This is a genomic window from Minwuia sp., assembly GCF_048007105.1.
Classification (GTDB): Bacteria; Pseudomonadota; Alphaproteobacteria; order Minwuiales; family Minwuiaceae; genus Minwuia.
In genome coordinates this window covers 3,092,140-3,114,885 of sequence record NZ_CP180352.1, presented here as the reverse complement: position 1 = coordinate 3,114,885, position 22,746 = coordinate 3,092,140, and the positions used below count along the sequence as shown (strand labels likewise).

The 22,746-nt window shown below is 66.3% G+C and carries 20 protein-coding genes; 8 read left to right on the top strand and 12 right to left on the bottom strand.

The window, feature by feature from the left end:
* Window positions 1-10: 10 nt before the first annotated feature.
* From ACMVY4_RS15120 to ACMVY4_RS15100, 5 genes are all read left to right on the top strand, one after another.
* A complete protein-coding gene (locus ACMVY4_RS15120) occupies window positions 11-2,146 on the top strand; it encodes an acetate--CoA ligase family protein (RefSeq protein WP_416896842.1) in 2,136 nt (711 codons plus the stop codon).
* 69 nt (window positions 2,147-2,215) lie between these two features.
* A complete protein-coding gene (locus ACMVY4_RS15115) occupies window positions 2,216-3,025 on the top strand; it encodes a sterol desaturase family protein (protein ID WP_416896841.1) in 810 nt (269 codons plus the stop codon).
* Window positions 3,022-3,699, top strand: a complete 678-nt coding sequence (locus ACMVY4_RS15110; protein ID WP_416896840.1) for a TIGR04283 family arsenosugar biosynthesis glycosyltransferase — start codon at window positions 3,022-3,024, stop codon at window positions 3,697-3,699. Before ACMVY4_RS15115 ends, ACMVY4_RS15110 begins: the two co-directional genes overlap by 4 nt.
* Entirely contained in the window at window positions 3,696-4,283 is a 588-nt protein-coding gene (locus ACMVY4_RS15105; protein ID WP_416896839.1) for a TIGR04282 family arsenosugar biosynthesis glycosyltransferase, read from the top strand. The genes ACMVY4_RS15110 and ACMVY4_RS15105 overlap by 4 nt, the downstream gene beginning before the upstream one ends.
* A gap of 12 nt (window positions 4,284-4,295) precedes the next feature.
* Window positions 4,296-6,599, top strand: a complete 2,304-nt coding sequence (locus ACMVY4_RS15100) for a xanthine dehydrogenase family protein molybdopterin-binding subunit (RefSeq protein ID WP_416896838.1) — start codon at window positions 4,296-4,298, stop codon at window positions 6,597-6,599.
* Window positions 6,600-6,628: 29 nt separating this feature from the next.
* Here ACMVY4_RS15100 and ACMVY4_RS15095 read toward each other — a convergent pair whose 3' ends face one another.
* The 11 genes from ACMVY4_RS15095 to ACMVY4_RS15045 all read right to left on the bottom strand — a co-directional run bounded on the left by ACMVY4_RS15095 (window position 6,629) and on the right by ACMVY4_RS15045 (window position 19,667).
* Entirely contained in the window at window positions 6,629-8,722 is a 2,094-nt protein-coding gene (locus ACMVY4_RS15095; RefSeq protein ID WP_416896837.1) for an acetate--CoA ligase family protein, read from the bottom strand.
* Between the two features lie 17 nt (window positions 8,723-8,739).
* Window positions 8,740-10,086, bottom strand: a complete 1,347-nt coding sequence (locus tag ACMVY4_RS15090; RefSeq protein WP_416896836.1) for an MmgE/PrpD family protein — start codon at window positions 10,084-10,086, stop codon at window positions 8,740-8,742.
* A 14-nt stretch (window positions 10,087-10,100) separates the two neighbouring features.
* Window positions 10,101-10,883 carry an enoyl-CoA hydratase/isomerase family protein gene (locus tag ACMVY4_RS15085; protein ID WP_416896835.1) on the bottom strand — a complete coding sequence of 261 codons (783 nt, stop codon included), beginning with the start codon at window positions 10,881-10,883 and terminating at the stop codon, window positions 10,101-10,103.
* An 8-nt stretch (window positions 10,884-10,891) separates the two neighbouring features.
* On the bottom strand, window positions 10,892-11,350 hold the full coding sequence (locus ACMVY4_RS15080; RefSeq protein ID WP_416896834.1) for a MaoC family dehydratase: 459 nt from the start codon (window positions 11,348-11,350) through the stop codon (window positions 10,892-10,894).
* A gap of 31 nt (window positions 11,351-11,381) precedes the next feature.
* Window positions 11,382-12,563: an acyl-CoA dehydrogenase family protein gene (locus tag ACMVY4_RS15075; RefSeq protein WP_416900323.1), complete on the bottom strand. Its 1,182-nt coding sequence runs from the start codon at window positions 12,561-12,563 to the stop codon at window positions 11,382-11,384.
* 22 nt (window positions 12,564-12,585) lie between these two features.
* A complete protein-coding gene (locus tag ACMVY4_RS15070) occupies window positions 12,586-13,533 on the bottom strand; it encodes a hydroxymethylglutaryl-CoA lyase (protein WP_416896833.1) in 948 nt (315 codons plus the stop codon).
* A gap of 142 nt (window positions 13,534-13,675) precedes the next feature.
* Window positions 13,676-14,479 carry an enoyl-CoA hydratase-related protein gene (locus tag ACMVY4_RS15065; protein WP_416896832.1) on the bottom strand — a complete coding sequence of 268 codons (804 nt, stop codon included), beginning with the start codon at window positions 14,477-14,479 and terminating at the stop codon, window positions 13,676-13,678.
* A gap of 24 nt (window positions 14,480-14,503) precedes the next feature.
* Window positions 14,504-15,616, bottom strand: a complete 1,113-nt coding sequence (locus ACMVY4_RS15060; protein ID WP_416896831.1) for a CaiB/BaiF CoA transferase family protein — start codon at window positions 15,614-15,616, stop codon at window positions 14,504-14,506.
* Between the two features lie 57 nt (window positions 15,617-15,673).
* Window positions 15,674-17,296 (bottom strand): FG-GAP-like repeat-containing protein, encoded by a 1,623-nt coding sequence (locus ACMVY4_RS15055; RefSeq protein ID WP_416896830.1) that lies wholly within the window; start codon window positions 17,294-17,296, stop codon window positions 15,674-15,676.
* A gap of 227 nt (window positions 17,297-17,523) precedes the next feature.
* Window positions 17,524-17,916, bottom strand: coding sequence for an MAPEG family protein (locus ACMVY4_RS15050; protein ID WP_416896829.1), 393 nt, complete (start codon window positions 17,914-17,916; stop codon window positions 17,524-17,526).
* 107 nt (window positions 17,917-18,023) lie between these two features.
* Complete coding sequence (locus tag ACMVY4_RS15045) at window positions 18,024-19,667, bottom strand: 3-(methylthio)propionyl-CoA ligase (RefSeq protein WP_416896828.1); 1,644 nt, start codon at window positions 19,665-19,667, stop codon at window positions 18,024-18,026.
* 168 nt (window positions 19,668-19,835) lie between these two features.
* Here ACMVY4_RS15045 and ACMVY4_RS15040 point away from each other — a divergent pair, with 168 nt between their 5' ends.
* Genes ACMVY4_RS15040 through ACMVY4_RS15030 form a run of 3 tightly spaced genes read left to right on the top strand, consistent with a single transcriptional unit; the run spans window position 19,836 to window position 22,310 of the window.
* Window positions 19,836-21,176, top strand: coding sequence for an alpha/beta fold hydrolase (locus ACMVY4_RS15040; protein WP_416896827.1), 1,341 nt, complete (start codon window positions 19,836-19,838; stop codon window positions 21,174-21,176).
* A 56-nt stretch (window positions 21,177-21,232) separates the two neighbouring features.
* Window positions 21,233-21,946: a DUF1194 domain-containing protein gene (locus tag ACMVY4_RS15035; protein WP_416896826.1), complete on the top strand. Its 714-nt coding sequence runs from the start codon at window positions 21,233-21,235 to the stop codon at window positions 21,944-21,946.
* Complete coding sequence (locus ACMVY4_RS15030; protein WP_416896825.1) at window positions 21,939-22,310, top strand: hypothetical protein; 372 nt, start codon at window positions 21,939-21,941, stop codon at window positions 22,308-22,310. The genes ACMVY4_RS15035 and ACMVY4_RS15030 overlap by 8 nt, the downstream gene beginning before the upstream one ends.
* On the opposite strand, the gene ACMVY4_RS15025 is transcribed toward ACMVY4_RS15030, so the two are convergent.
* Complete coding sequence (locus ACMVY4_RS15025) at window positions 22,311-22,745, bottom strand: PaaI family thioesterase (RefSeq protein ID WP_416896824.1); 435 nt, start codon at window positions 22,743-22,745, stop codon at window positions 22,311-22,313.
* Between the last annotated feature and the right edge of the window lies 1 nt (window position 22,746).

The window sequence follows — 22,746 nt, the reverse complement described above, 5'->3', positions numbered from 1 at the left end:
GCCCGGCCGAATGGCTCCGGATATCGGAGCTTATCTTTCGCCGAAGTCCGTCGCCGTCATCGGTGCGTCCGGCGACGACACCATCCTGCGCGGCCGGCTGATGAAGGTGCTGACCAGCCAGCCCTTTCCGGGCGCGATCTGGCCGATCAGCCGTAGCGCAGACGAGGTGATGGGCCTGAAGGCCTACCGTTCTGTCGCCGACACGCCGGAACCCGCCGATCTCGCCATCGTCATCGTGCCTGCCGAATTCGTACCCGCTGTCCTTCGGGACTGCGGCGAGGCCGGCGTGAAGTCCGCCCACATCATCACCTCCGGTTTCGCCGAAGAGCCCGGCGGGGCCGGCGCGCGCCTGCAGGACGAGATCCGGGAGATCGCGGAACGCTATCGCATGGTGGTGGTCGGGCCGAACAGCCAGGGTTTCATGAACACACGGCTGAACCTGACGGCCACCTTCAGCCCGGCGGCGCGGCATTTCCAGGGCGCGCTGATCCCCGAATACCGCAAAGACGGTTTCGTCACCGTGGTCGCGCAGAGCGGCGGGCTGGGGTTCTCGCTGTTCGACCACGGACGGCCGCGCGGCCTGCCCTTCAACTATGTCGTCACCACCGGCAACGAGGCCGCGCTCGAGCATCTCGACATCGTCGATCACCTGCTGGACACCGGCGAGACCGAGGTCTTCCTGATCTTCATGGAGGACATCAAGACGCCGGAGAAGCTGAAGGCAGTCGGTGCGAAGGCGCTCCGGGCCGGCAAGCCGCTGATCGTCGCCCGCGCCGGCCGCTCCGAAGCCGGCGAGCGCGCTGCTGCGTCCCACACCGCCGCGCTCGCCGGATCGGACAGCGCCTATAGGGCGATCTTCGAGCGCTATGGCATCATCGAGTGCAACGAACTCGAGGAGATGGTCGATCTGGCCGCCGGGTTCTCGCACATGGCCGGGCGGCTGCCGGCTGGCCGCCGGGTCGCGGTGACGACCTCATCGGGCGGCGCAGGCGGTCTGCTGGCGGATGCCCTGTCCGAAGCCGGTCTGGAACTCCCCGTTCTCGACGACGCCACCCGGGCCGAGATCGACCAGCACCTGCCCGCCTATGGCAGTTCGCAGAACCCGGTCGACGCCACCGCCCAGGCCGTGCGTCAGCTCGGTCATTTCCGCCTCAACATGATGGTCGCCGCCTCGCCGGCGATCGACGCCATCGTCTGCATCACCACCGCCCGCGACGGCCCGGCCGCCGTGACCGCCCGTCCCGATCTGGAGCGCCTTAGGGCGGAATGCCCGAAGCCGGTGATCTTCTGCTCCTACACCGCCCCTGCGGAGGCCTCGATCGAGACCTTCGCCGGATGCGGCATCCCGCTCTACTGGAACATGCGCCACTGCGCCCGGACGCTGTCCGAGATGGCGCGCTACCGTGAAGTCCGGGAACGCTTCCTGGAGCCCGCCGGGGCCACAGCCGTCAAGCACACAGCGATCGCCCTGCCCGTCCGGGACCGCGTGCTGACCGAGGCCGAGGCGGGCCCCCTGCTCGCCGGCTTCGGCCTGCCCTGGGCTGGCGGCGCGCTTGCCGGCACGGCGGAAGCCGCGCAACAGGCGGCGAAAACGATGGCCGGTCCTGTAGCCATGAAGATCCAGTCGCCCGACATCCTGCACAAGACCGAGGCCGGCGGGGTCCGGCTCAACGTCGAAGCTGTCGATGCAGCGGAAGCCTATGGCGCGTTGCTGACGGCCGCCGCGGCGTACAATCCGAACGCCACCATTCAGGGCGTGCTCGTCCAGCCAATGACGACGCCCGGCGTGGAGGTCATTCTGGGCCTCCGGCGCGATCCGCAGTTCGGTCTCATACTGATGGCGGGTCTCGGCGGCGTGCTGGTCGAGGTCCTGAAGGATGTCGTCTTCGTACCGCTGCCCGTCACTTCCGGCGAGGCCCGCCACATGCTGGACCGGCTGAAGGGACGCGCCCTGCTCGACGGCCTACGCGGCGCGCCGCCGGCAGATGTCGACGCGCTTTGCAGGACAATCGAGATGCTTTCACGTTTCGCCGAGGCACTTGGCGACGGCGTTGACGAGATCGACCTGAACCCTGTGATCGTCCATCCGCATGTACAGGGCGTCACCATTGCAGACGCCCTGATCCTGCCAAGCGGCTGCGGTTGACGCGGCACCCACGCGGCTGTGACCGCAGCGCGACTGGCGTGGCCGCGTCCCTGCCGCTAAATGGCGGGCATGGGCAATTTCCTGCTGGCCAATGAAGGAACCATCCGGCTTGCCATCTTCGGCGGCATGCTGGCGCTGATGGGCGGGCTCGAACTGCTTGCGCCGAAACGGCAGCTCAGTCTCGGACGCGTGCGCCGGTGGTTCCAGAATATCGGCGTCGTGGTGGTCAATACCGCCGCCGTCCGGGCCGCCTTCTTTTTCCTGCCGGCCCTGGCTGTCGGCTTCGCCGCGCTGATAGCCGAACGCGGCATCGGGCTGTTCAACTTGGTCGACCTGCCCTTCTGGCTGGAAGTCCTGCTAGCGATCGTCTTCCTGGACGGGGTGATCTACGCCCAGCACGTCGCCTTCCACCTGATCCCGCCGCTCTGGCGCATTCACCGGATGCACCATGCCGATCTGGATATCGACGTGACGACGGCGCTCCGCTTCCATCCGGTCGAGATCGTGCTGTCGATGGTGCTGAAACTCGCCGTCATCGCCGTGCTCGGCCCGGCGGCAGTCGCGGTGCTGATCTTCGAAATCCTCCTGAACGGCGGCGCAATGTTCAATCACGCCAATGTCGATCTGCCGCGCTGGCTGGACCGGAGCCTGCGCTGGCTCATCGTCACGCCGGATTTCCACCGGGTGCATCATTCCACAGTCGTTGGCGAGACCAACTCAAACTACGGCTTCAGCCTGTCGCTCTGGGACCGCCTTTTCGGCACCTACCGGCCCCAGCCGGAAGCCGGCCACGTCGGCATGAACATCGGGCTGGCCGAGTATCGCGACGGCGCAAGACAGGGCTTCCTCTGGATGCTGGCCCTGCCCTTCCGGCGATGAGCCGCATCGCCGTCATCATCCCGGCGCTCAACGCCGAGGCGGGGCTGGCCAAGACGATCGAGAGCGTCGCCGGCGATCCGGTATCGGAGATCGTCGTCAGCGACGGCGGGTCCGCCGACCGCACCCGGGAGATCGCAGAGCCTCTGGCGACAACAATCGTGATCGGACCGAAGGGACGCGGCGGACAGCTGCGGCGCGGCGCCGAAGCGGCTTCTGCGGACTGGCTTCTGTTTCTCCACGCCGACACCGTCCTCAGCCCCAGCTGGCGTGCCGTCGCCGGGAATTTCATATCCATCCCGACCAACGCGGAACGAGCCGGCGTCTTCACCCTGAGGCTCGACAGCAAAGCGCCCGGCGCGCGCCGGGTCGAACGCGGGGCGAACTGGCGGACGCGCCGATTTGGCCTCCCCTATGGGGACCAGGGGCTGCTCATTTCGCGAAGGCTCTACGAGAAGACCGGCGGCTTCCGGGACATGCCCTTGATGGAGGATGTCGACATCGTCCGCCGTATCGGCAAGCGCCGGCTGCACCTCTTCGACGCACAGGCCATCACCTCCGCCGCCCGCTATGAACGCGATGGCTGGATTGCGCGTCCGGCGCGGAACCTGTTCTGCCTCGGTCTCTACTTCCTCGGCCTGCCGCCCTCGGTCATCGCCCGGATCTACAGCCGGTGAAGCGTGTCCTGATCGTCTTCGCAAAGGCGCCGCGCATGGGCTCGGTGAAGACCCGGCTGGCCAGTGGAATTGGCGATGCCGCCGCCCTCGCCTTCTATCGCCGGAGCCTCGCCCGGACCGTTGCACAGGCGCGCGAGTTCCCGAACGTCGAGACGGTCATCTGGACCGCACCGGACAGTGCGGCGCGGGGTCGATACTTCCCGCCGTCACTCTGTGTCCTGCGGCAGGGCATCGGCGATATCGGCGTCCGCATGGCGCGGGCGCTGGACCATCATGGCGATGCCGACCGCCTGCTGATCGGCGGGGACATTCCCGGCGTGACGCCCGGCACCCTGTCCGGCGCCTTCGAACAACTGCGCACGCACGATGCCGTCTTCGGGCCGGCCGAGGATGGCGGCTTCTGGCTGGTCGGGCTGAAACGCGGCTACCGGCCCCGGAGATTTTTCGCGGGCGTGACATGGTCGGCACCGACGACCCTCGACGAATCCGTGGCTACGCTGCCCTCCCATGCGCGCGTTGCCTTTGCGCCGACCTTGAACGATATCGACGATCTGGAGGACTATCGTCGTCTGAAGTCGCTTTGAGGGAGGGGAGCCATGCAATTCGGCATCGGTCAGTCGGTCACGCGTGTCGAGGATCAGCGGTTCATCACCGGCAACGGACGCTATCTCGACGACATGGCGCCGGAAGGCTGCCTGCATGCCATCATGGTGCGCTCGCCATCGGCCCATGCCCGGATCGCCAGGCTGGACGTATCCGCTGCGAAGAAAGCGCCCGGCGTGGTCGCGGTCTATACAGGTCAGGACTGGAAGGCCGACAAGCTGCCGCCCGTCCCGATCCGGCCATCCATCGCCAATGCGGACGGCAGCCCGCTGGTCGTGCCGCCACGCTGGCCTCTGGCGATGGAAAAGGTCCGTCACGTCGGCGACGGCGTCGCCTTCATCGTGGCAGAAACCCGGAAGCAGGCGCAAGACGCGGCTGATCTGGTCGAGGTCGAATATGACGATCTCGGCGCGGTCACGGATTCGAAGGCCGCGCTGAAGTCCGGCGCGCCGCTGCTGCATGATGAGGTGCCGGGCAACAAGGCCTTCTACTGGACCAAGGGCGAAAGGGAGCCGGCGGCGAAGGCTCTGACCGGCGCGGCCCATGTCGCCGAGGTCGAACTGGTCAACAACCGGATCGTCATCAATCCGATGGAACCGCGCGGCGCGCTGTGCTTCTGCGACGAGAAGAGCGGCTGCTACACGCTGTCGGGCTCCATCCAGCACGTCTTCATGTTCCGGGAGATGCTGGCCAAGCAGGTCTTCGACATGCCGATGGAGAAGCTCCGAGTCGTCGCTTACGACGTCGGCGGCGGCTTCGGCGGCAAGAATCAGGTGCAGCCCGAACACGCGCTGGTGCTGTACGCGGCGCGCAAGCTGAAGCGGCCGGTGAAGTGGGTCTGCGACCGGACCGAACTGTTCCTGACCGACGGCCAGGGCCGTGACCAGCAGACCGTCGTACGGCTGGGTCTGGACAAGGATTACCGCTTCACCGGCCTGCATGTGCAGACCACCGCCAATCTCGGTGCCTATGTCTCGACCAACGGCCCGGTGGTCCCGACCATGGCGACCTCGTCCGTGATCGGCGGCGCCTATGACATTCCGTCGGTCTTCTACGAGGTCGAGGCAGCCTTCACCAATACGGTGCCCACGGACGCTTACCGCGGCGCGGGTCGGCCCGAGGCCTGCTACCTGCTGGAGCGCGCCATCGAACAGGCCGCGGCGGATCTCGGCGTGGACGCCATCGAGTTGCGGCGGAAGAACCTGATCCAGCCGGCGAAGCTGCCCTACCAGGCGGCCCTGGGCCACGTGATCGATTCCGGCGGCTTCGAGACCGTGCTCGACCGCGCCATCGCCCAGTCGGACAAGGGCGGCTTCGCGAAGCGCAAGGCAGCCTCCGAGGCGGCGGGCAGGCTGCGCGGCTACGGCCTTGCCTACTACCTGGAGGCGACGCTGGGCGTGCCGACGGAATACGCCCGGCTCGATTTCGACGAGGACGGCTTCGTCACGGTCTCGGTCGGAACGCAGTCCAACGGTCAGAGCCACGAGACGACCTTCGCCCAGATTGTCCGCCAGCGCCTCGGCGTGAGTTTCGAGAAGGTGCGCTTCCGTCAGTCCGACACGGCCAACACGCCCATCGGACACGGCCATGGCGGCTCGCGGTCGCTGCAGGTGGCCGGCAGCGCCATTCTGGGCGCATCGGCCAAGGTGATCGAGAAGGCGAAGTCGATCGCCGCCGAGATCCTGGAGACGGCGGCGGCCGATATCGAATTCGACGCCGGCACCTTCCGCGTCGTCGGCACCGACCGCTCGGTGGACTGGCAGTCCGTCGTCGATGCGGCCTTTGCCTCGGGCCGCTCGGAAGACGAGCGCGGGCTCACCGGGCACGAGGAATACACACGCTCCGGCAATGCCTATCCGAACGGCTGCCACATCGCGGAGGTCGAGATCGATCCGGACACCGGCACCGTGCGGGTCGACCGTTACACGGCCATCGACGATTTCGGCATCATCGTGAACCCGATGGTCGTTCGCGGACAGGTCATGGGCGGCATCATCCAGGGCCTCGGCCAGGCGGTGCTGGAACACACGGTCTACGACGAGGAGTCGGGGCAGCTCGTCTCCGGCAGCTTCATGGACTACTGCATGCCGCGCGCCGACGATCTGCCGGAGACGGAGATCGACTTCTACGAGGACGCGCCGACCGAGACCTCACCCATGGGTGTGAAGGGCTGTGGCGAGGCCGGCACAATCGCCGGGCCGCCGGCGATTGTCTCCGCCGTCTGCGACGCGCTGGGAGTCAGCCATGTCGACATGCCGCTGACGCCGGAAAAGATCTGGCGGCTGGCAAACGGCTGACACCCGAGGTACCCGGGCTTGACCCGGTATCAAGCCTTCGGCGCGATCACCGCGTCGAGCGCCACGCCGCCATCACCGCGGGCGACGAAGGGGTTGATGTCGATGCTTTCGAAGCGGTCGGCGTTGGCGGCAGCGAAGACCGAAAGCTTCGACAGCATCAGCGCAAGCCGTTCCAGATCGACGGGTTCGGTTCCCCGCGCTCCCTCCAGCATGGGCAGGCTCTTCAGTTCCCGGATCATCCGCATGGCCTCTTTCGGTCCGAACGGCGCGACGCGGAAACTCACGTCCCGGAAGACCTCGACGAAGATCCCGCCGAGGCCGAACATCACGGTCGGACCGAACACGGGATCGTTCTGAACGCCCAGAATGGTCTCGACGCCGGACGCCGCCATCGGCGCGACCAGCACGCCGTCGACCGTGGCGGAAGGCGCATGTTCGGCAGCACCGGCCATGATCGCCTCGAAGGCTGAAGCGGCCCCGTCCGGTATCACGTTCAGCTTCACCCCGCCGATATCTGACTTGTGCTGGATATCCGCCGAAAGGATCTTCATCACGCAACGGCCGCCCAGCGCCTCGACGGCCGCCCTGGCTTCATCGGCCGTGGCCGCGACCCGCATGTCGGGATAGGGCACACCGATCCGCGACAGCAATTGCGCCGCATCGAACTCGTTGAGAAGTGACTCCGGAATAACGGCATCGGACGGCGCCTCCGGCAGCGGGTCGTCGTCGCTGCCGCGGTCGAAGCCCTCTCGCACCCGTGCCAGCGCTTCCATGGTCCTGAGCCCGCGGTTCATCTCCTCGCAGATCAGATAGCCATGGCTTTCCAGATGCCGCCGGTTCTCGTCCGAGCAGAGCATGGCGATCGACATGATGGCGTCGGGATATCGCTCGCGGATTGCCGGGAAGATCTCGTTCAACCCTTCCATGATCCGCTCCGAGAAACCGACGGCGGAAAGGAAGATCATGGTCATGTCGACCTTGCCGTGCTCCAGCATGGCCTCCAGGCCCTCGCGCAGCAGGTCGAACTGGTTCGTCGCCATGGCGGTCACATCGACCGGATTGCGCGCAGCCGCATAGGGCATGGCCGCCTTCACGGCATCCTGGGCGATCTTCGGCAGTTCAGGCACCTCGAGCCCGATATTCTCCGCCTCGTCGGAGGCCATCACACCGGCCCCGCCCGAGACCGTGACGATGCCCAGACGCCGGCCCTTCGGCAGCGGACTTACCAGTGCCGCGGCAGCTTGGTCCATCATTTCCTCGAGACTGTGGACGCGGACCACGCCGAACTGCCGGAAGGCCGCATCGAAGACGGCGTCCGCGCCGGCCAGGGACGCGGTGTGCGTCGCCGCCGCCGCCGCCCCCACTTCGGACGAGCCGACCTTCATGCAGAAGACGGGTTTGCCGGCCTCCCGCGCCATCTTCAGCGCCGTGATCAGCCGCTCCGGGTTCTTGCAACCTTCCATGTAGGCGGTGATGACCTTCGTCTCAGGGTCAGTCGCGCCATAGGCAATGCAGTCGGCGATATCGACGTCGACCTCGTTCCCCGTCGCGACCCAGGTGCGAATTCCAAGCCCCAGTTCGCGCGCCTGCACCAGGATATGCGCACCGACAGCGCCTGACTGGGTCATGATCGTCAGCCCGCCGGGCTTCGGCCAGCCGTGGTCGAACATGGAACTGAACGTCCCGATGGCCCAAGTGGCCGGCGTCAGCGTGCCGAGGCAGTTCGGCCCGCAGATGCGCATGCCGCTTTCCTCGGAAACCTGCCGCAACCGTTCCTGCCAGACGGCGCCGTCCCCGCCGACCTCGGCGAAGGAAGAGGAGAAGATCACCAGGGACTTCACATTGGCTTCGGCGGCCGCTTCCACGACCCCGACAACCGCCGGGGCAGGCACCGTGACGATGGCCATGTCGATGGGCTGGCCCACGTCCCGGATGTCCGCATAGGCCTTCAGACCCTGGATCTCCGGTTCGCGCGGGTTGATCGGATAGATCGGTCCCTGGAAGGGCGCCATCTTCATGTAGCGGATCGGCCGTCCACCGAACTTGTAGGGTTCGTTGGACGCGCCGATGACCGCGATGCTCTTCGGGTCGATCAGCGCCGTGAGATCGCGGGGCTGGCTCATTCTGTTCTGGACCTTCTTCAGGCGGAAAGCTGCATCAGCTGGGCCGCCGACGGTTGCGATTCCAGCGCCAGCACGGCCTCGCGCAGCGCGCCGGCACGGTTGTCGCCGATGACCGGCTCCGCCAGCATGCGGAACTTGTGGGCGATGCGTTCGCCCTGCCCGGCCACGTCGCCGGCGGGTATGCCGCTGTCGTGCTCAGCCGTCAGCGTCCGGCCGTCCGTCGTCGTGACCGTCAGCTCCGACCAGGTCTGCGGCTGTCCCTCGACCAGATCGACCTCGATCCGGTCGCGGAGCGCGGTCAACGCCGGGTCGGTCGCGTTCGCGGCGACGTAGTTGGTCATGCCGGACGTGTCGATGCCGGCCAGTGCGAAGGCCGCCGTCATCCGCAGAGAGAACTTGGTCTCCAGACCCGTCGCCGGTTCCGGAATGTTGCAGACCCGGTCCGCGCCTCTCTCGACGCGCAGCTTCACCGAGGCGATGTCATCGGGTTTCAGCCCGTGCTCGGTGCGTAACTTCATGCCGCATTCGATGGCGGCGTGGGTCAGATAGCAGGCCGCATGGTACTTGAAGAGATTGTTGCGGACGTGGAAACCGCCGCCCGGCGCATCGCCCGTCGCGGCGTCCGCCCGGAAGTCGGTGCCATGAGTTTCGGCGAAACCCTGGGCACAATCGAGGATGTCGCCGCGCGAGGTGAAACCCCGCTGCGCCATGGTCGCGGCCATCAGCCCGGCCTCGGTCGCCCGCCCGGCATGGAAGGGCTTGCAGTCGGTGCCGAACTGGCTCTTCAGCCCGGCCGCCATGGTGCCGGCGATCCCGAAGGCACGCGCCATCCTGTCGGTATCGAGTTCCAGCAATCGCCCGCACGCTGCCGCTGCGCCAAAGGTCCCGGCGGTGGCCGTTGCGTGAAAGCCCATGGCGTAATGGCTCGGATTGACCAGCGCACCGACCCGGCAGGCCGTCTCGTAGCCGGCAACGAAGGCGACCAGCAGATCCTGACCGGTCGAATCCAGCCGTTCGGCCAGAGCCAGCAGGCCGCCGGCCACCGCCACGGTGGCGTGACCGGAGAGCGTCATGTTCACGTCGTCATAGTCGTGCGCATGGCTCGCCGTGCCGTTGACAAGCGCCGCCTGGCGGCTGGCCATGCGGACGCCACGGCCGACCAGGGTCGCCTGCGGGTGCCCGCCCTGGTCCTCCGCATCGCCCGCGACGATGGCTGTACAGTTCTCCGAGGCGCCGGCCAGCGTCACGCCGAACCAGTCCAGCAGGCACTGGCGGGCCACGGCCCTGGCGTCGTCGTCGATATCCTCGTAGCGCAGCCCGGCGGCCATTTCGGCCAGCCGGCGGGTGACGTCGGTTTCCGCCATGGGTTTCCCCTCCCTCAGCGTCCCTTGAAGACGGGCTTACGCTTCTCGGCGAAGGCCAGCATGGCCTCCTTCGAGTCCTCGCTCTTGCCCAGTTCCCAGGTCATGGTCTGCTCGAAACGATAGCCGTCGCGCAGGCTCATTTCCTCGAAGGTGTTCGCCGAATGCTTGGCGATCTCCACCGCGACAGGGCTCTTGGACGCGATCTCCGCGGCGATGGCGTGCGCGGTCGGGATCAGTTGGTCGCGCGGCACGCAGGCCTCGGCGACGCCAAGGCGGTAGCACTCCTCCCCCGAGACGCGCATGCCGGTGAACATCATCCGCCGCGTGCGGCTGTGGCCGAACAGGCGCATGCAGTGACGCCCGCCGCCGGCCAGCCCGACATTGATCTCCGGCAGGCCGATCGATGCGTCGTCGGCGCAGACGATGATATCGGCGGAGGCCACCAGTGCGAGACCGGCGCCGAGGGCCGCGCCGCCGACGGCGGCGACAACCGGAATCCGGCATTCCATGATCGAATGGAAGCACTCCCGCGCCCTGCGGCTGTGCTGCCAGTGGTCCCCTGCCCCGCGTTTCGACTTCGCGCGGTCCTTGATCTCCGCGCCGGCCGAGAAGTGCTTGAATGCCGAACAGAGCAGGACGGCGCGCGCTTCCGGAAGATCGGAGAGCGTGTCGAAGACCTGCATCATCTGGTCATGGAAGGGTTGCGACTGCGCGTTGACCGGCTCGGCCGCCATGGTCACGGTCGCCACGAAATCGTCGCCGATCTCGCAGCGGATCAGGTCTGTGCTGATATCCATCTGCGCGCTCAGGGGAAGTAGGCCGTGATGGTTTCGGCGACCAGCGCGGGGCGCTCCTGGCCATCGATCTCCATCCGCGTCTCGGTGATCAGCTGGATGCCGTTGCCGGCGATGTCATTGACTTCCTTGATCTTCATGCCGAGACGCACCTTGCTGCCGGCCGGCACCATGTTGGTGAAGCGCAGCTTGTTGGAACCGTAGTTGATTCCGTTCTTCAGCTTCTCGACCTTGATCATCTCGTACATCAGCTGCGGGATCAGCGAGAGCGTCAGGAAGCCATGCGCAATGCACTTGCCGCCGGGCATTTCCTTCTTCGCGCGTTCGACATCGACATGGATCCACTGGTGATCGCCCGTCGCGTCGGCGAAGGCCTGGATCATCTTCTGATCCACTTCCACCCAGCGCGAGGTGCCCAGATCGGCGCCGACATGGCTCTTCAGATCGTTCGGCGTTTCAACCGTCAGCATGCTTGTCCCCTCCCCGGAACGTCGTTCTTGTTCAATAGGATCGCGGCAGGCCCAGGATGTTCTGCGCGACGTAATTGAGAATCATGTTGGTCGAGATCGGCGCGGTCTGGAAGAGACGGCATTCGCGCCACTTGCGTTCGATGTGGTACTCGCGTGCGAAGGCGAAGCCACCATGAGCGGTAAAGCAGGCTTCCGCCGCGTGCCACGCCGCTTCCGACGCCAGCATCTTGCCGATATTCGCCGCCTCGCCGCAGTCCAGCCCGGCCTGGAACAGGGCCGCGCCCTGACGGATCATCATGTCGGCGGCCTCGAGTTCGGCATAGGCGCGCGCGATCGGATGCTGGATCGCCTGGTTGCGGCCGATGGCGTTGCCGAAGACCACGCGGTCATTGGAGTACTCGACGCCCTTCCTGATGAACCAGCGGCCATCGCCCAGCGCTTCCGACGCCACCAGCACGCGCTCGGCGTTCATGCCCGACAGGATGTACTTGAAGCCGCTGCCCTCCTCGCCGATCAGGCTGGAGGCGGGAATGCGCATGTTGTCGAAGAAGACCTCATTGGTGTTGTGGTTCACCATGGTCTTGATCGGCCGGATCTCGCAGCCATTGCCCACCAGATCGCGCAGATCGATCAGGAAGACCGACAGGCCCTGGGTCCGCTTCTGCACCTGATCCGCTGCAGTGGTTCGCGCCAGCAGCAGCATCATGTCCGACTGCAGCGCACGGCTGGTCCAGATCTTCTGCCCATTGACGACGTATTCATCGCCTTCGCGCACGGCCCGCGTCTTGAGCTGCGTCGTGTCCGAACCGGTCGTCGGTTCGGTGACGCCGAAGGCCTGCAGCCGCAACTCGCCCGTCGCGATCTTCGGCAGGTACTGTTCCTTCTGCGCCGGGCTCCCGTGACGCAGAACGGTGCCCATGATGTACATCTGGGCGTGGCAGGCGGCTGCCGAACAGCCATTGGCGTGGATGGTCTCCAGGATCACCGACGCCGCTCGGAGCGGCAGGCCGGAGCCCCCGTACTCCTCCGGGATGAGCGCGGCGAGATACCCGCTCTCGGTCAGGGCATCGACGAAGGCGTGCGGATATTCCGACTTCTCGTCGAGTTCGTGCCAGTAGCTCTCGGGGAACTTCTCGCAGATCTTGGTGACGCTTTCCCTGAGGTCGGGCCAGTCCTTGCCGAGTTCCAGCACCGGGTTCTCGGTCGTGCGCATGGTGGTGTCAGCTGCCATGAGACTACTCCGCGGCCAGGGGCTGGGATGCGGGGCGAAAGCCCTTGGGCGGGCCTGCCTTCGAGATCATGCCGTGCAGCGGTTCGTCCGCCGGCAGATTTTCCCGCAGCACCTCCCGGATCGACAGCAGGCGGTCCAGATCGATACCCGTTCTCACACCCATTGCCTCGAACATGAAAACGAGATCGTCCATCACGACATTGCCGGTCGCCATCGGCGCGAAGGGACAGCCTCCCAGACCGGCCAGCGAGGCGTCGAACTTGCGGCAGCCGGCCTCGTAGGCGGCCAGCGAATTGGCGAGACCGAGACCGCGCGTGTCGTGGAAATGCGCCACGACCCTGTCGGCGCCGAACTCAGCGATGGCGTCGATGAAAAGCGCTTTCACCTGGCCCGGATTGGCGTAGCCGACGGTGTCGGCGATACCGATCTCGGTCGCGCCGCGCTTGACCAGTTCGCCCATCAGCCACAGCGCGCGCTTCGGATCGATCTCGCCCTCCAGCGTGCAGCCCAGCGCCGTCGAGACGCCGCTGCAGACCTCGGTCTTCGCATAGTCCGGGTTGGAGGCGCGGACTTCCATGATCTGCTCGAAGCGGACCAGCGAGTCCTCGGTCGAGCATTTCACGTTCTTCTGGTTGTGCGTTTCGGAGGCCGAGACCACGAAGTTCAGCTTGTCCACGCCCAGCATGAAGCCCCGTTCCGCGCCCTTGGCGTTGGGGACCAGAGCGGAGACCGTCAGGTCGGACAGCGACTTCGCGTGCCGGACGACTTCCTCGTGATCCTGGAACTGCGGGACCACATGCGGCGGCACGAAGGAGCAGACCTCGATCTCCGACATGCCGGCTGCGACCTCTTCAGAGATCCAGCGCTTCTTGGCGTCGGTCGGGAACATCTCCTTGACCAGCTGGAGGCCGTCGCGGAGACCGACCTCGCGCAGGATGACGTCACGTTCCATGGCAGATACCTCCCCAGGTAACCATTGACCTCCGAAGGCGCTGCAGGGTGCCTGGAGGATGCGGTGAGTTCATGGCGCCATTGTGGACGCGTTCCCCGCCCCCCGCCAAGGGGCGTTCGGGGATGCCACCCCTGCGACGCGATCAACGTCCCTTGAAATCGGCCTTCCGCTTTTCGTTGAAGGCGCGGACGCCTTCCAGACGATCCTCGGTCGGAACCATGCGGTTGTAGGCTTCGATCTCGTAGAGATAGCCGGTGTGATAGCCGAGCTGGGTCGACATGGAGACCGACTTCTTGGCCTGCCGCACCGCGATCGGCCCGTTGGAGGCGATCTTCCGCGCCGTCTCCAGCGCAGCGGGGATCAGTTCGTCAGGTTCGCAGACCTTGTTGACCAGACCCCAGTCGAAGGCCTCCTGCGCGCCGAAGGGCGTCGCCGTCAGGATGATCTCCTTGGCCCGCCGCACGCCCACGGCTCGTGGCAGATTCTGCGTTCCCATTGCGCCCGGCATGATGCCCAGCGAGGTCTCGGTCAGCGCGAACCGCGCCGTCGTCGAGGCATAGGCGAAGTCCGCCCCGCAGACGAACTCACAGCCGCCGCCGAAGGCCGCGCCGTTCACCGCCGCGATCACCGGCACGGGACAATCCATCATCGCCATCATGCCCCGCTCGAACAGCGCATGCTGCTGCTGCCACTGTTCGTCGGTCATGTTGTTGCGCTGCTTCAGGTCGCCGCCGGCGCAGAAGGCCTTGTCTCCGGTCCCGGTCAGAATGATGCAGCGCGTGTCGCCCGGATCGACATACATCTGCTCCCAGACCATCTTCATGTCCGCGCCCATCTGCGTGTTCATGGCGTTGCGCGCCTCGGGCCGGTTGAACTTCACCACCAGCACATGCGGCTCAGGCCGCTCCAGCAGGATGGTCTCGAAACTCTCAGGCAGAAGATCCATCAGCCGGCGCTCCCCATGATCTCATCATTGTCCTGGCCCAGATCCGGCGCCTTCGAGCGCAGGCCCTGGCCGCTCGCGGTCGAAGCTGAGCGGCAGGCCGATCAGGCCGAAGGGCGCGCCCGCGACCTGCTGGACCATGCCCGCGGCGACCGTCTGCGGATGCTCCAGAACCTCGTCGATCGACTGCGTCGGCGCATTGGGCACCCCGGCCTCGTCCAGAATGGACTGCCAGTGCGCACGAGGCTGCTGGATCAGCATGTTGCTGAGCTGCCGCTTCAGTTCCACACGGTTCGCATCCCGCTTCGGATTGGTGGCGAAACGCGGGTCCGCCTTCCACTCCGGCTGGCCGATGGCGTCGGCCAGCTTGATGAACAGCCGGTCGTTCGAGGCCGCCACGATCAGGTAGCCGTCGGCGCATTCGAAGGCCTCATAGGGCGCGATGCCGCGCACACCGGAGCCATGCCGCTTCGGCGGATTGCCGGTGGTCTGGTAGTCGGCGGAATAGAAGGTCATCCACTGCACCGCCGTCTCGAACAAAGCCGCATCGACCAGCCCGCCCTTGCCGCTGACGCCGCGGCGGAACAGGGCCGAAAGGATACCGATGGCGCACCACATGCCGGTGCCCATGTCGATCACCGAGATGCCGCAGCGGACGGGTGCCTGCCCCTCCTCGCCCGTCACCGACATGATGCCGCCGAAGGCCTGCATCAGCGCGTCATAGCCGGGCCGGTCCTTCAGCGGACCATCGGCACCGAAGGCGTTGAGATTGCAGTAGATCAGCCGCGGGTTCATCTCCAGCAGCGTTTCGGAGTCGAGGCCGAGCCGCTTCATGGCGCCGGGGCGCATGTTCTGGACGACAATGTCGCCATCGGCAGCGATGCGTTCGCGCAGTTTCTGCAACTGGGCCGGATCCTTCAGATCGACGGTGACCGACTTCTTGTTGCGGTTCAGCGCGTGGAAGATGGTCGCCGTGCCGTCCGGCGCGAAGGGCGGCCCCCAACTCCGCGCATCGTCGCCCTCGGGCCGTTCGATCTTGATCAGCGTCGCGCCGAGTTCGGCCAGGATCGAGCCGGCGAACGGCCCGGCCACATTCGATCCGAATTCATAGGCGACAAGCCCGTCCAGCGGTAACGCCACGTCGTTCCTCCCCCAGAGACGTTGAGCGAGGAACGTAGCCGCGGCGGGCTCCGGCGGTCAATTCGCGCCGAAGAACGGGCGGGTACCGGGCTGACTGAAGGCCGAGCCGAATGCGTCGCCATCCTCGTCCGCATCGAGGGGCATCTGCGAAAGCTTCTGGACCGGCGTGAGGCCTTCGGCGCCGCCCAGATAAACGAAGACGCCTCCGGAGCGCACACCGCCATTCCCGAGCACGTCGCGGGACGAGGCGCCGACCACGAGATCGCCGACGCCGTCGCCATTCAGATCGCTGCTCGTCAATGCATCCCCGAACCGCTGTCCCGCCTGCCATTCGCTGCCATTTCCAATGGCCTGAAAGTGGATCAGCCCCCCGGCGGTCGAACGGTACATATGCACCATGCCTGTCCGTTCGGCGAGTTTCGGCGCCGCTGTCCCGACCGGCGGCGGACCGGTCACATCTCCGCACAGCGGAGAATCGGCGCGACGCCGCTGCATGCCCCCCGGCCTGTCGGGGCATGGTCTGGTCATGCGCCTTCCTGTCTCCGCCAGGTCGCGGCGATGCAGTCCGCCGGCATCCACGACCGCCGGCATGCCGGACTGAGAGCTGCGGTCGCCAGGTGCGCCAATGGCCAGATCGGTTCTTCCGTCACCATCGAAATCGCCGGTCGCCAGGCTGCTGCCGAACAGCATGTAATCCGATGCCCCGCCGGGCACGTCGCGCGGGTCGAGCGCGGTATCGATGCTCAACCCGTCCGGCCCGCCGCGGAAGAGAAGGACCAGCCCCTGTTGGGCCGCGCCACTGCCGACGCTTTCGCGGGCTGCGGACACGGCAAGGTCGTCATAGCCGTCTCCGTCGAAATCCCCGGCGGCCAGGACTTCGCCGAACAGGTCGCCCGCTTCGTCGGGACTGAGACCGGACTGGTCCAGTCGCCGGATCCCGGAAAACGACTCGTCATGTCCGTGGAACTCGAAGACCGAACCGGAACCCTCCCCGTTTCCGGTATCGGCATTCGGCGCGCCCACGGCCAGATCGATCCGGCCGTCGCCATTGAAATCGCCGGCCGCCATTGCCAATCCGAACTGCGACTGATTGCCTTCGCCCATCAGCGTCTGCGCATCGAGAATCGCAGCCATCGGAAAGAAGATGAAATCGGTATTCGGCGCCAGTTCGCCCTTGTTGCGAAACAGGAAGACGGCGCCTGGTCCTGCGCCTTGCGCGCGCGGATGGCCGGGCGACCCGATGATCAGATCCGGATAGCCGTCGCCGCTGAAGTCCGCCGAAAGCATGGCCAAGCCGAACAGGCCCGGAAGACCGAGTTCTCGCCCCGTACCCTTCCGAAGAGTCCGGTCAGGCTGGAAACGGCCCTGCTGCAGGCGGTAGAGATGCGCCAGCCCGGGCCGTTGATCATTCGGCGGCAGGCCTGCGCCAGGATTGCCGACGACGAGTTCAGGCTGACCGTCCAGATCGAAGTCCTCGAGCACGCTGGCCGCGCCGAAATTGTCCTTCGCGCCGTGCACTTCGGACCCGAAGGCAATGAGGCGTTGAAGCGGGACGAGTTCCGGTTCGGATCCGGCCGTGACGACCGCGCGAATCTGCCGCCGCAGTCCGAAGACGAATGCCGCACCTTCCCGGACGGGCACCCCGTCATGCTCCATGACTTCCAGAGGCGCGCCGACCACCAGAACCGGCCATGCAATGCTGGCGTTCAGGTCGAGTCCCGGTGGCCGGTCGCGCCGTTCGAGAACCTGGCCGTCCGCGGGAAGCGAGAGCAGAAATAACGCAGACGCCGCGAGGGCGGCTGAAACGGAACGGGAAACCCGTCCAGAGAAACTAGCAGACCCAGACATCGCAACCCCCACGCGTTCGGACGTGTGGATTCTACGCGTCGGGTTGACGCCGGGTCAAACTAGCCGAACAGCGCCGCCAGCAGCATCACGATCGTCGCCAACAGCCCGACGAACCAGATCAGCGACCGTGCCGGCGACCAGCCGAGCGCGTAGGCCGGGATGTAGAGCAGACGCGCGCCGAGAAAGATGCCGGCGCACATCTCGGTGACCGGCGAATTGGACCCCGACAGATGCACGACAACGGCAGCCACCGCGAACAGCAGCAGGCCTTCGTTGTAGTTTTCCATCGCCCGCTTCAGCCGGGCGGGAACGCCGCTGAGCTGCTTCTGCTCGTCGCGCGGGCTGAAGAGGTAGCGCGGGCCGAGCTGGCGGTGAGCCACCATGGCGACAAGAAGGAAATGCAGGACCCAGATCAGACCGGCCCAGGCCAGGGCGTAGAGTTCATAGGTCATGTCATCCCTCCCACAGACCTGCCCCGGGACTTGATCCCGGGACCCAGTGCGGTAGCAACGCCGTTCCGGCTTCCGGGGTCAAGCCCCGGAAGAGACCCGGTTTCCCTTTACTCCGCCGCGTCCTGCGCCGTCGGCAGGGTGTAGTCCTTGAACTGTTCGCGCAGGGTGACCTTCTGGATCTTGCCGGTCGCGGTATGCGGGATCTCGTCGACGAAAGCGACGTCGTCGGGCATCCACCACTTGGCGATCCTGCCCTCCAGCGACTGCATGATGCTTTCCTTCGACGGCTCCTTGCCGGCCTTCCTGACGATCACCAGCAGCGGGCGCTCGTCCCACTTCGGATGGAAGATGCCGATCACGGCCGCCTCGGCGACCTCCGGGTGCGCCATGGCGGCGTTCTCGAGATCGATCGAGCTGATCCACTCGCCGCCGGACTTGATCACATCCTTCGCCCGGTCGGTGATGGTCATGAAACCGTCCTCGTCCAGGGTGGCGACGTCGCCGGTGTCGAACCAGTTGCCCTCGTCCAGGATCGAGCCGCCCTCGCCCTTGAAGTAGCCGGCCGTGATCCAGTAGCCACGGGTCTTCAGATTGCCGAAGGCGACCCCGTCGCGCGGCAGCTCCTCGCCCTCGTCGCCGGTGATCTTCAGGTCCACGCCATAGATCACCCGGCCCTGCTTGGACTTGTAGGGCAGCTGCTCGGCGAAGGGCTTGCTCTCCAGTTCGCGGGTCATCACGCCGGTCGTGCCCAGCGGGCTCATCTCGGTCATGCCCCAGGCGTGGATGACGGTCACGTCGTAGACGGTCTCGAACTTCTCGATCATGGCCGCCGGCGCCGCCGAGCCGCCGATCACCGTGCGGTTCATGTGCGGCAGCTTCAGGCCCTTCTCTTCCATGTGGTTGAGCAGCATCAGCCAGACCGTCGGAACGCCCGCGGACATGGTGACCTCTTCCTTGTCCATCAGCTCGTAGACCGACTGGCCGTCGAGATCCTTGCCGGGCAGCACCATCTTGGCGCCGCACATCGGCGCGGCGTAGGCGAGGCCCCAGGCGTTGGCGTGGAACATCGGCACCACCGGCAGGATGGTGTCCTTTGACGACAGGCCCAGGCAGTCGCCCATGCAGGCGGCGAAGCTGTGCAGCACCGTGGTGCGGTGGGCATAGAGCACGCCCTTCGGATTGCCCGTGGTGCCTGACGTGTAGCAGAGGCTGGAGGCCGTCATCTCGTCGAACTGCGGCCACTCGAACGCGGCGCTCTCGGCGGCCAGCATGTCCTCGTAGCAGATGACGTTCTTCAGCGAGGTCTCGGGCATGTGTTCGGCGTCGGTCATGACCACGATGTGCTCGACGGACTTGAGCTCGTCCTGGATTTTCTCCAGCAGCGGCACGAAGGTCAGGTCAGTGAAGATGACCCGGTCCTCGGCGTGATTGGCGATATAGACAATCTGCTCGGGGAACAGGCGCGGGTTGATGGTGTGCAGCACCGCGCCCAGTCCGGACACGCCGTAGTAGCACTCGAAATGACGATGGGTGTTCCAGGCCAGGGTGCCGACCCGGTCGCCCAGCTCGATCCCGAGCCGCTGCAGGGCGTTGGCCAACTGCTTCGCGCGCGCCTGCGCGTCGCGGTAGGTGTAGCGGTGGACCGGTCCCTCGACGGTGCGGGTCACGATCTCGGTCTTGCCGTGATACTGCGCGGCGTAGTCAATCAGGGTGTGGATCAGAAGCTGCTTCTGCTGCATCAGCCCTTGCATGGGGTCCTCCCGAGGCTTGGTGTCATTTCCGGATTGGCGCGGAACTTATGTTTTCCGCGGGGATCGGGCAAGCGCGCACGCAGTCCGCGCCGGACAAAGTGTAATGCCTTCGTCTGACGTGGCGGCTAGGCTCTCTCCTCCGAATATCCGAACAGGGAGAGTAACGGGATGAAGCGGATCGGAATGACAGTCATGGCGGCGGCGGCCGCCCTCGCCATCGGCGGTCCGGGGGCCATGGCCGCCTCGCACGAGGAAAAGCCGATCCCGATCGTCTTCGTGCATGGCGACAGCGACACGGCGGCGACATGGATCAGCACGATGTGGCGCTTCGAATCCAATGGCTATCCGAGCGACCGGCTGTTCGCCGTCGATCTCGACAACCCCGGCGCGCGCAGCGACAACACCAAGCAGCAGCCCAACCGCTCCTCGACCACCGACGTCGCCGCGCAGCTCGGCGGCTACGTGACCCGGGTGCTGATAAACACCGGCGCGAAGAAGGTGGCGCTGATCGGGAATTCCCGCGGCTGCCAGACCATCCGCAACTATGTCGAGAACGGCGGCGGCGCGGCCCATACCGAGACGCTGGTGCTGACCGGCTGCGTTCACCACGGCGTCTTCGTCGCGCCGGGCGTGGCCATGGGCAGCGAGTACAATGGCGCCGGCACCTTCCTGACCCAGCTCAATGCCGACGGCGAGGTGGTCGAGGGCGTAAAGACGGTTACCATCCGCTCCGACAGGTTCGATCTCTACAGCCAGCCGATGGGCGACTTCATCGGCCGTCCGGGTCAGCCGACCGGCGCAACCTTCGAGGGGCCCGAACTGGACGGCGCGGAGAACCTGGTGCTGCCGGGCGTCGATCATCGCGAAACCGCCTATTCCCCCAAGGCCTTCGCCCTGATGTACAAGGCGATCACCGGCATGGAACCGGCATCGACCGGGATCACCCCGGAGGCGCCCATCGTCCTGAACGGCGAAGTCAGCGGCTGGGCCAACGACCGCCCGACCAACCTGCCGCTGGCCGGCGCGCGGATCCGGGTCTGGGCCATCAACGGCTCGACGGGCGCGCGGATCGGCGACAAGCCGGTGCATGAGGCGACCGCGGGCCGCCGCGGCCGCTGGGGTCCCTTCGAGGCCGAGGCGGGTCAGGCCTACGAATTCGTCGTGCGCCAGGACAATTACCCGGTCCACCACATCTACCGATCGGCGTTTCCGCGCTCGTCGGAATACGTGAACCTGCGCCTCTACCCGCTGGAGGACGCCGCCAAGGGCAAGCCCGCGGCGATCGGCTTCATGCGGCCGCGCGGCTATTTCGGCATCGACGACACGGTCACGATCAATGGCAAGCAGGTCGACGGGCTGGGCGAAAGCGAGGTCCCGAACGTCTGGCGGGTCTGGCATACCTCCGAGAAGCCAAACGAGCCGGTCGTGGCCGTGTTCAACGGCGAGACCATCGCCGCCCGCACATGGCAGACCGAAGGACACGTCGCCTGGATCGAACTCCACTACTGAGCCGCATCCGCCGGGAGGGCTGGACCGCGGCGGGCTGCCGCCCCACCCTCTCGGCCATGCTGACCGTGCTCCTGATCATCGGCCTGACCGCCGCGCCGGCCGCGGCCGAGCAGACGCCGGTCGATCTCGAGCTGGTTCTGGCCGTCGACGGCTCCGCCAGCGTGGATTTCGAGGAGTTCCGCCTGCAGATGCACGGCATCGCGGCGGCGTTCCGCGATCCCGGCGTCCTGGAAGCCATTTCGAGCGGTCCGTTCGGCGGCGTCGCCGTCAACCTGATGGTCTGGTCGGGGCTGGATGCGCCCGTCGCCGGCACGGACTGGTATCTCATCCGGGACCCTGTCAGCGCCTACCGTTTCGCCAGTGACGTGCAGGATCTCGACCGTCCGGTCCGGCCCGGCGCCACGGCCATCAACTACGCGATCCGGAACGCGCTCACCCGGCTCAGAACCAACGGCTTCAACGGTCTCCGCCGCATCATCGACGTGTCCGGCGACGGCAAGGAGAACAACCTGATCGACGCACTGGCCGCCATCGACGTCGGCCGGCAGGAAGCGCTGGCCGAGGGCGTCGTCATCAACGGTCTGCCGATCATGACCGACGACCCGTTTCTGGAGCGCTATTATCTGGAATATGTGGTCGGCGGCCCCGGATCCTTCCTGATTCCGGCGCGGAACTACGGCGATTTCGCACGGGCGATGCGGGAGAAGCTGTACCGGGAGATCAGCGGCGAGATGCTGATCGGTCGTAGCGGATTGCCGCCCGATGGCTGAGGCGCGGACAATCTGGATCGCGGTCGCCGCGGCCGTGCTGCTGCCGCTCGCCGCGCTGGCGGTGATCGGCGCCGCAGCGCGTGCACCCGACGGTCACACCGGCCGTATCCTGGTGATCTTCGACGGCGCGCCCGGCGACACGGAGGCCTTCGCAACGCTGGCCCGACACGATGCCCGCCCCCTTCGCGTGATCGCCTCGGTCGGCGGCTGGATCGCAGAGGCCGAGGGGGCCGGCACGGTGGAAGGCCTCAGAGAGGATGGTTCCGCCCGCTTCGTCTTCCGCGATGTCGGACTCGGCCGGGCCATGGCGGGCTGCCTCGGCCTCGCCAACGGCCCGGCGAGGCCGAAGGGAATCGTGCCCTAGCTAGCGCTGAAGCGTCTCGACGGGAACCAGGCGGACACTGCAGCTCGCGAAAGCGAGAAGCTCGCCCGCCTCGTTGGTCAACCGGCCATCAACGAAGGCGACCGTGCGACCCATCTGCACCACCGTCGCCTCGCCGATCAGACGGCCCGGCTTCGCCGCCCTGGCGAAACTCACATTCATGTTGATCGTCGGCGAGTAGAGCTTGCCCTTCGAGGCGACCAGAACCGCCGGTCCCATGGTGTCGTCCAGCATGGCGGCCAGGATGCCGCCCTGAACATTGCCGACCGGATTGCGGAACTGGTCGATTGCATTGAAGGCCACGCTGATCCAGCCGCGGTCCGGATCGAGATCGACCAGTTCCCATCCGAGAAGGTCGGCGATCGGGGGCTTCTGGATGCTGAAGAATTTCTCCAGTTGCTGCCTGGCGTCGGTCACG